The sequence below is a fragment of the uncultured Wocania sp. genome (genome assembly GCF_964021735.1).
GTDB lineage: Bacteria > Bacteroidota > Bacteroidia > Flavobacteriales > Flavobacteriaceae > Wocania_A.
The window spans coordinates 1-7,327 of sequence record NZ_CAXIBN010000158.1 but is presented as its reverse complement, the minus strand read 5'-3'; the positions used below and the strand labels follow the sequence as shown (position 1 = coordinate 7,327).

At 31.4% G+C, this 7,327-nt stretch carries 4 protein-coding genes; 2 read left to right on the top strand and 2 right to left on the bottom strand.

Translation table 11 applies throughout. The features are described from left to right. Positions 1 to 148 precede the first annotated feature (148 nt). Together AADI82_RS12280 and AADI82_RS12275 are read right to left on the bottom strand one after the other, a co-directional pair. Positions 149 to 1,720 carry a hypothetical protein gene (locus tag AADI82_RS12280; protein ID WP_341216724.1) on the bottom strand — a complete coding sequence of 524 codons (1,572 nt, stop codon included), beginning with the start codon at positions 1,718 to 1,720 and terminating at the stop codon, positions 149 to 151. 11 nt (positions 1,721 to 1,731) lie between these two features. After that, positions 1,732 to 4,803: a SusC/RagA family TonB-linked outer membrane protein gene (locus tag AADI82_RS12275; protein WP_341216723.1), complete on the bottom strand. Its 3,072-nt coding sequence runs from the start codon at positions 4,801 to 4,803 to the stop codon at positions 1,732 to 1,734. A gap of 540 nt (positions 4,804 to 5,343) precedes the next feature. On the opposite strand from AADI82_RS12275, the gene AADI82_RS12270 reads away from it, so the two are divergent. After that, positions 5,344 to 6,126 (top strand): response regulator, encoded by a 783-nt coding sequence (locus AADI82_RS12270; protein ID WP_341216722.1) that lies wholly within the window; start codon positions 5,344 to 5,346, stop codon positions 6,124 to 6,126. A gap of 12 nt (positions 6,127 to 6,138) precedes the next feature. Further along, positions 6,139 to 7,254 (top strand): histidine kinase, encoded by a 1,116-nt coding sequence (locus tag AADI82_RS12265; RefSeq protein WP_341216721.1) that lies wholly within the window; start codon positions 6,139 to 6,141, stop codon positions 7,252 to 7,254. Positions 7,255 to 7,327: the final 73 nt, after the last annotated feature.

The window sequence follows — 7,327 nt, the reverse complement described above, 5'->3', positions numbered from 1 at the left end:
TCAGTAACTACAGGTATGATTATTTTGGTAATTGCTAGTTTTAGGAAGAAGAAAAACTTGTAAGCCTACTTTTTAAAAATAAAAAAAGACTGCCTTTTACAGCAGTCCTTTTCAATTTAAGAATTAGTTAGTAGTTTTTTTCTTAAAGTTAATTAAAGGTTGGCATAAAACTATCGTCTGTTCTTTCAGCAGCTGCAGTTAGGTCGTAATGTGGCATTGTCCCAGACGGATCTGCGTTTGTACCTCCTAATGTATAAAGTGATTCACTTAGTACTTCTAATTCTGATGAAGGTACTGGCAAATGTCTAAATGTTCCTACTTGTAAATCATTCGTTCTTCTTCTGTCAAAGTAACCACTTCCTACAGCCGTATTAAATAATTCAATGTATCGTTCATAAAAAATAGCATCTAATATTTCATCTTTTGAAGCTGTTCCTGCTAGTGGTGACAAACCTCCTCTTATTACACGTGAACTTAAATTAACATCAGAAATTGCTCCAGATAAATCATCTAATCTAGCTTTTGCTTCAGCCATTAATAATCTGTTGTCTTCAAACATAAATGTTTTTATTTGTTTAGCGTCTGCACCATCGGAGAACGTTGGATCGTTTTGAAAACGTGTATGTATATAATGTGAAAAATGGAATCTTCCTCTTTCAGACCTAAATAATACATCAGGTCTAAATTCAAAATCTTTGCCTGTTCCCACTCTGGCATCTAGACTGGTCATTTCAGGGTTAGCTAGAGTTGAACCTGATGAAGCTGGGAAAAATTCTGGTTGACTTGGGTCTAACAAATGCACCAATCTCATATCTAAACGTGCTCCAAAAGGACCAAATCCATTTGGAGAATCCATTAACACATTAGAATTATTCCACCAGCTAATACCATTATCTCCTATTGGCCCAAAATCTTCAGTAATACCATTTTCGGTTAATGTTTTAATTTGGTTCCAATCAATCGCATTTGTTTCTGTCACATTTCTAGCAGATTGCACTATAAATCTTGCTTTAAAAGAATTACATAACTTTATCAAGTTAGCATCAGATATAGATACTCCATTTATTACTGTATTTGGAATTTCGAATGTATTAGAGTTTGCAAGTGCAATAGCACTATCTAAATCTGCAAGCGCTAGATCTATTAACTGTTGATATGTTACAAATTCTAATTTCTGGGTTAAATCGGTATTTTCATCAACCTCAAATCCTTTTTCAAATAACATTCCTAAATATCCATAAGATAAGCCTCTTAATAAATATGAAGCTGCTGATACCATAGGTGTATTATCTACACCACCAGCAATCCAAGTAATACCATTATTGTTTATTGCACCTAAGACATCATTTGCAGATGAAATAGCGCCGTAATTCCCTTGCCATGGTTGCTCTAACACGCTTATATCTGCCCAAGAAGATGCATTAATTATAGGGTTTCTTGGTTCGCTTGATAATACTCTCATTCCAAAATTACCCCACGAACATGTTGCAATATCGCCAGCTACTGCTAAAGGCGGATAAAGATCTCTACCATTTGCTTGCCACCATGTTACAAAACCTCCGCTTGTAACACCTATTAAATCTGAACCATTTGCTAATACTTGATTCCTATCTGGATTATTTGAATTTACAACATTATCAATTTCACTACTACACGAAAAAAAGAGTAGTATAAAACCAACACATGCTAATTGTATTTTTATTGAATTATATTTTTTCATTTTTCTTTTTTTTAAAATGTTAATTGCACAGAAAAACTATACGTCTTTGTAGATGGATAAGGAAAATTATCAACCTTAAATACATTAGGGTCTCCACCAGGGGTATTTACATCGCTACCAATCCCGTCTGTGTCTCTTGACGTTAGGTTTGCTCTACTAGACTCTGATTGATTTGTTATGTCTGGATCAAATCCAGAATAATCAGTAATAGTTAGTAAGTTTCGTCCTATAAAACCTAATTTCACTGTATCGATAAAGTTTCCGATGTTTCCTAATGCCTTAGAGTTAAGAGTATAATACAGAGATAATTCTCGTAATTTTACAAAAGTACCATCTTCAACAAAAGCAGAACTTGCTAAATTTGTGTTGTATAACCCTTGAAAGAAATTATATGGTAATCCACTAGTTATATCTTGATGCCTGCCATCTCTATATAACCACTGCTTCGTTTTATTATAAATGTCGCCACCTTGCTTCCAATCTACAAGCGCATATAATGCAAGGTTTTTGTATTTAAGTGTGGTATTAAACGCCATTCTAAAATCTGGAGTAATATCTCCCATTGTAAAAAATTCGTTTCCAGAACTATCAACTTTTTTTACTGGCGTGCTTCTTGTCGCTGCATCGACAACATATCCGAATTCATTAACAACAAAATTACTTGCATTTGAACCAGCAGGTAAATCGGATAAATCTCTAATATATACGTTACCAAACATAGCTCCAAAATTCTGACCCTGTTCAATTCTAAACAATGTGGTTTCTTGAGTACCAGGACCAGTTAAATATGCTGGTACATCTAAACGACTAATTTTTTGTTCAGATTTATCCCAAACAACACCTAAATTCCATGAAAAATTATCATTCTGAATAATATCGTAATTTAATGATGCCTCGTAAGTTGTAGCATCAATTTCTCCTGCATTTCTCCATTGTGCTCCAAATCCTGTTGAAGCCGATAGTGGTACTCTAAGTATTTGGTCTTCGGTTTTAGCTTTTACATAATTAAACTCAAAAGAGAATTTATCTAAGAAATCAATATTTATTCCTAACTCTAACTCACCAGTTTTTGCAGGTTTTAATTGATTATTTCCTAATGTAGCTTTTGTTGGTGACCCATTTTGAAGATTGAATGTTTCAAAGCGCATCTCGTAAGTTGGTCTAATACCCGCCGTACCATAAGAACCTCTTATCTTTAACTCTTGTACTCCTGGAATTTCTATATCTTCAGTAACTCGATAAGCACCACTAGCTCTAAAATAATTAGCCCACCTTGTATCTGGTCCAAAAAGAGAAGATCCTTCTCTTCTTATTACACCACTAAATATATACTTCTTTTTATAATCGAAATCTGCTACTGCAAAATAACTATCAGTAAGTATTTCTTGAGATGCAGATGATACTGATGGTCTATCAGAAATATTATCTAACGAGCGAATTCCTGATACTGCTAAATTATAACCCTCGGCATTATTAAATTCGTTAGCATATCTTTCGTGTAAATAACTTAATCTTAGGTTTAAATTAAATTCCTCTTCAGCTCCAAAGGATTTTGTTATTAAACTATTCAATCTAATATTTTGAGCTCTACCATTAAAACTTGAGCGCTGTAGAAAGCCGATATTTTGAGCTTGACCATCTGGACTTGCGGATAAATACCCCTTAGGTATGTAGTCTTCAAAAGTGTTATTTTCAAAATCGATAGAATAAGCTCCATTTAACTTTAACCATGATAGTACTTTATAGTCTAAAGAGACATTACCTAAAAAACGATTTCGCTTTTCTACTTTGTCTTGATTTGCTAATTGATAAAGTGGATTATAAAGATTTGGATCGAATGTATTGGCATCAAAATTATAAGGAGAACCATCTTCCTCATTAGCAGCATGCCAATCGTAAATTGGTTCAGTAATTAAAGCTTCAAACAATGGATTAGTGCCAGCAATACCTCCTCCTAAGCTACCATCTCTATTAGAATTACTATAGAAAAATGAAGTTTTTAAACTAATCTTATCAGAAATGTTGTTATCCAAATTTAATCTAAAGTTATCTCTTCTATAATCTTCAACTAAAGCAATAATACCTTCATCTTGAAGTCTTTGATAAGAAAAAAGATATCTTGCTTTTTCTCCTCCACCAGCAACTGATGCATAATGCGAATTAAATATGCCTTTATTAAATATTTCATCTTGATAATCAAATACAATGTTTGAAGGATATAAGTTATCACTTAAACCATCTGCGTCAACTTCACGAGATCCACTAGTTAAATCAAAAGCAGTACCATCTGCAGTCATTTTAAAACGATGCGTTGTAGCTAAATCATACCTATCTGAAACATCTTTCCATCCAATTTCGCTTCTATAGGTTACACTTACTTTATCGTTACCCTTTCCTCTTTTAGTAAATATTTGAATTACACCATTTGAAGCACGAGAACCATATAATGATGCCCCAGCAGCTCCTTTTGCTACTTCAATACGCTCAACATCTTCGGTATTTATATCGGATAAACCACCTTCTAAAATAACGCCATCAACTATAATTAGTGGTTGTTGACCCGTTGCTAATGAATTTGCAGTTCTTAATTGGATAGAAACATCACTACCTGGTTGCCCTCCAGTTGGCGAAACAGAAACACCCGATATTTTTCCTTGAAGTGCTCCAGCAATGTTAGTTGCAGGAACATTTTCTAAGAGTTCGTTTTTAACTTGCCCTATGGAAAAACTCAACTCTTTGGTAGATTTTCCTGAAGCCGAACCAATAACTACAATTTCTTCTAAAGCATTGTCTGCTTTTAATGCTACATTAATTGTACTAGATGCTCCAACTGTAATTAATTGAGTGGCGTAACCCACATAACTAAATACAAGTACGTCTCCTGTATTTGCAGTAATGGAATAGTTTCCATCAAAATCTGATGATGTTCCAGTTGTAGTTCCTTGAATGATTATTGTAGCCCCGGGAAGCGGTAAGCTATTGTCATCAGAAACTTTTCCAGATATTGTCTTTTCTTGTGCAAAACTTAAGTGCACAACAAACGCTAGAATGAGCGTTAGCATTCTACTAAACTTTGTTTTCATATTTATTAATTTGAGTTAGTCTGCGCAGGTTGTAGAAAAGGAAGACAGTTATTTTATTTTTTTTAAGGACTAATTCAAAAAAAATCACTCCACAAATCCAAAGTTTAGTGAAACTTTAGTGATAGTAGTAAAGCTTATAACTGCCTTACCTTTTACAATTGCAGTAGTAAAAGAAGGAGTTTAATTGGCTTTTTGGAGTAAGTATGATTTGAAGGGGCTCCAAAATGATTTGATTAACTTATTTTATAACTTAAACAGATAAATGAATGATTCGTTTTGATTTCATATATATTTCATAACTTAATAACATCAATAAAAATGGACGTTTTAATACTAAAACAGTAAATTATAAATTCTTAAAAAACACAAATCCATTGTGAAGTCAGTTTGTAATTAATTGATTTAAAATGTATTTTTTTTGAATTGTAGTTATTTTAAATTGATTTGAACGCCTCGATTATTGCAGTAAAAGTGGATTAACTAAATTTAAAAAGTCGTTTTTTTATGCTAGTTTCGAATACTCAATTAATAAATTCATAAATGATTGCTCCAATTAAAGCCATAATAATAGATGATGAGTTCTTAGCCAGGAAAAGAGTCTCCAATTTGTTAAATGATATAAAAGAGATTGAACTAATTGAAGAATGCAGTTCAGGTAAAGAAGCTATAAAAGCTATAAATGAAAAAAAACCCGATCTTATTTTTTTGGATATTCAAATAACCGATATGACAGGTTTTGATATACTTAAAGAACTAGATGAATCGATTATGCCATTAGTAATATTTATAACCGCTTTTGATGAATTTGCACTAAAGGCTTTTGATTTTTTTGCGTTTGATTATTTATTAAAACCTTTTAAAGACGAACGCTTTTTTCAGTCTACAAACAAAGTTATCGAGCTATTTTCTTCTAACAAATCTAATAGTCTTAATAAAAAAATAAATAACTTATTAAAATACATTGAAAATCCTAATGCCAATTTTTCAGAAATTAAACATACCAAACTCGCCATTAAAGCAAATGGGAAAGTTTCGTTTATTGAAAAAAACAATATAAAATACATTCAAGCATCTGGTTATTATGCTGAAATTTTTACTGAACAAAAAAAGTACCTTTTACGAGAATCGTTAAATTCTTTATTAGAACAACTAAAGTCATTTAACTTTATTAGAATTCATAGATCTACCATTATTAATACTTCCTTAATTAAAGAAGTTTTATACTCTAATTATGGCGAAATTGATGTAAAAATGCAAGACGAAAAATTATTTAGAATTAGTAAAACCCATAAAAAAGAGTTTCAGAAAAAAATGGGAATTTGATATTTTAATGTTATGCTTAAAAACTTAAAAAAATATTTCGATTTAAAACTTATAGGTATTTTATCTCTAGTTTATTTAGTCTTTGTTATTATTTATTCTGGTAAAAATGCCTATTTAAGATACTCTATGAAAAGAAAAACAGATTGGGGAGAATTTGTTTTTGGCAACGTATTAGACTGGTGCCTTATAACTGCTTTTATGATTTTTATAGCCATCACTACTAAATATTTAATGCATAAAAAAACGAAGCTGGTTTATATAGTTTCCATCCATTTCTTTTTTTCTTTTTTTATTGGTGTCTTTACCGTTGGACTGTCTTGGATTATAGAAAATTTATTTACGTCAATGGGAAAAGATCAAAGATCCCTGACCGATGTTTTTTATGGCTTTGTAAGATTGATAGATTTACATTTCTTAATTTATTTATCGTTGGTAACCATAATATATATGTACTATTATTTTCAAAAAATACAAGAAAGTAAAATACAAACCATAAAATTGCAAGATCAACTTTCCAAATCGCATTTAAAATTTTTACAATCCCAAATGCACCCACATTTTCTTTTCAATACTTTAAACGGCATTCACGCATTAATGGATATAAACATTGAAAAATCTAAAAGTATGGTTGTAGATTTAAGTGATTTGCTAAGAAATGTTTTAGATAAAAAAGATGAAAACTTAATTGAATTGCAAGAAGAATTAGAAATATTGAAAAAATACATTCATATTAAAAAAACGCGTTTTTCTGACCAGCTAAATATCCATCTTAATATTGAAGCTGGATTAGAGAATATTTTAGTCCCAAACATGCTCATTCAACCCATTGTAGAAAACTCTACTAAACATGGTTATGGATCAGAGTTTATTTCGTTAGAAATTATAATTGATATCTATAAGAAAAAAGAAAAGCTTTTTGTTAAAATTCAAAACAATGGCAAAGCCTTAAAAGAGAAACTTCCAGCTTTACTAAAAAAAGGCACAGGTCTTAATAACATTAAGGAAAGATTAGACACCTTATATGGCACCAATTACAAACTTAATATTTATAATGAATCAGATAAGGTGATCACTAAAATTAGTATCCCAATTAAATTATCAATCTCAGAAGTTGAAAAAGATTTTTAACCTTTTCTAACTACTTGTTCCCATTTCCAAGCAGATCGCATCGCATCGTCAAGTGTTAGTTTTGTTTTCCAAC

Coding starts and splice junctions, on each gene's coding strand:
- AADI82_RS12280 (WP_341216724.1), bottom strand. CDS start 1,720: ATGAAAAAATATAATTCAATAAAAATACAATTAGCATGTGTTGGTTTT.
- AADI82_RS12275 (WP_341216723.1), bottom strand. CDS start 4,803: ATGAAAACAAAGTTTAGTAGAATGCTAACGCTCATTCTAGCGTTTGTT.
- AADI82_RS12270 (WP_341216722.1), top strand. CDS start 5,344: ATGATTGCTCCAATTAAAGCCATAATAATAGATGATGAGTTCTTAGCC.
- AADI82_RS12265 (WP_341216721.1), top strand. CDS start 6,139: ATGCTTAAAAACTTAAAAAAATATTTCGATTTAAAACTTATAGGTATT.